This window comes from Robinsoniella sp. (genome assembly GCF_034124845.1).
Genome location: NZ_JAWYAJ010000415.1, coordinates 1 through 2,307, shown reverse-complemented (window position 1 = coordinate 2,307; position 2,307 = coordinate 1). Strand labels below are relative to the sequence as shown.

Below are 2,307 nucleotides of genomic sequence, written 5' to 3'. Positions count from 1 at the left end.
GGGGAATCCAAGGTACCTCACAGATGCAGGATTTTTACTATCTTTTTCAGCAGTCCTGGGGGTTGCGGTCCTTGCACCTGTCATAAGGAATATATGTAATTGCAAAAATAAGCTGCTGGAATCCTTTCTGGTCAGTCTGGCGATTCAGTTTACCACCATCCCCATAGTACTGTTTTTTTATTTTGAAATACCTTTATATGGTGTTCTTTTAAATCTGGTGGTTATTCCGCTTATGAGTCTGGTATTGGGATTCGGTATTGCAGGCGGCATGGCGGGACTTATATTTGTTCCCGCAGGTATTTTTCTGGTTTCCCCCTGTTATTACATATTGGGGCTGTACAAATATCTCTGTGCTGCAGTTCTGAATCTGCCCCTGGCTAAAATAATCGTTGGAAAACCAGACTTATGGCAGATGGTTGTCTATTATCTGTTGTTATTGGCAATATGTCTGATCAAACCCCAAAAGAAGTCCGGAGAGATTTTTAAATGGGTCTGGGGAACGGCATTGATGATGTTTCTCATATCCAGACAGCCGGGAAACGGGATGAGAATCACATTTCTGGATGTGGGGCAGGGAGATGGCATCTGCATACAGGCACCCGGAGGAATTAATTGTTTGATAGACGGAGGCAGCAGCGATGTAAAACAGGTAGGCAGTAAAAGAATTGAGCCCTTTCTAAAGAGCCGGGGAATCCGGAAAATAGATTATTTGTTCATCAGCCATATGGATGCGGATCATATAAATGGCATTTTGGAACTTCTGGAGGCATATGCTTTAAACTTAGCAGGAGAAAATGCATCCGGGGTGTCAATCCGGCATCTCGTTCTGCCAAAATTGTCAAAAAAGGATGAAGAATATCTGGAAATTGAAAAATTAGCGAAAAAAAATAAAATAATGGTTCTATATTTCCAAAAAGGTGATAGAATTTTAAATGGCAGGATTTCTTTTTCCTGCCTGCATCCTTCGAAAAATTCCGCTTCAGAAGACCGAAATGAAAATTCTATGGTGCTGCAAATGGCATACAAAGATTTTCGCGTGTTTTTTGCCGGAGATGTGGAAGGTGCGGGGGAAGGTGAAATGTTGAATGAACTGGAGAGGGCCGATCTTCTGAAGGTGGCACATCATGGTTCCAAAAACAGCACACCGGATACATTTCTGGAGGCAGTCCGGCCCCGGATAGGCATCCTGTCCTGTGGGAAGGATAATCGTTATGGTCATCCCCATGAAGAACTTGTAAACCGGCTTAAAAGTGCAGGCGTGGCTTATTATTCCACCACGGATTACGGGGCACTGGAAGTGTCCAGCAATGGAAGGGAAATGGATATCCGTAGTATGAAAAATCCCAAAAATCCAAAATAAGTAAAATTTTCGAAGAAAAATAAAGGAAAAAACCATTTTTTGCGGAATATATTTAGTATGAGAATGTTAGAGTGGGTTTGAAAATTTAATTCAGTCGTTAAATGGACGCGCCAGCGTGCCCGTTTGGCTCGTTGCTCGCGGCAATAAATTTCAAACACGCTTTGGAAAAGGAGGAGACAGGTGTTGACGATTAGAGAAAAAGCAGAACTTAGAGAAGAACAGATTTTTAGTCCCTTTGCATCTCTTAGTAAGAACTCCAGAGGCCGGGACAGAGATGAACCTCAATGCGATATACGTCCCGTATACCAGAGGGACCGGGACAGGATTTTACACTGCAAGTCTTTTCGCAGGTTGAAACATAAAACCCAGGTGTTTTTAACTCCCTTAGGTGATCATTACCGAACCCGCCTGACTCATACCCTGGAAGTTTCTCAGACGGCAAGAACGATAGCCCAGGCACTAGGACTGAATGACAACCTGGCAGAGGCAATTGCGCTGGGACATGACCTGGGACACACTCCTTTTGGACATTCCGGAGAAAGTGCATTAAATGAGGTCTGCCCGCTTGGATTTACCCACTTTGAACAGAGTGTGCGGGTAGTAGAACTGCTTGAGAAAAAGGGGAAGGGATTAAACCTGACCTGGGAGGTACGGGATGGGATCTTCAATCACAGAACATCCGGAAATCCGGGTACCCTGGAAGGAAAAGTTGTGCGGCTTTCTGATAAAATCGCTTATATCAATCATGATATCGATGATGCAGAGCGTGCGGGCATTCTGAGGGAAGAGGATATTCCGATTGAATATCGGGAAATTCTGGGGATTACGATCCTGGAAAGGTAAAATAACCTGATAAACGATATAGAAAGAAAAAGTGAAGAGAAAGAATATATCATTATGTCATATAATATTGAAGAGCAACTGCAGGGACTCAGGTCATTTATGTT

At 43.3% G+C, this 2,307-nt stretch carries 1 protein-coding gene and 1 pseudogene; both read left to right on the top strand.

Annotated features, from left to right (window positions below):
• Window positions 1–1,360, top strand: a 1,360-nt coding sequence (locus ACH2DQ_RS20565; protein WP_395028116.1) for a ComEC/Rec2 family competence protein, incomplete at its 5' end; no start/stop codon positions are given.
• Window positions 1,361–1,543: 183 nt separating this feature from the next.
• Window positions 1,544–2,307, top strand: a pseudogene (locus tag ACH2DQ_RS20560) (deoxyguanosinetriphosphate triphosphohydrolase); the annotation flags it as partial.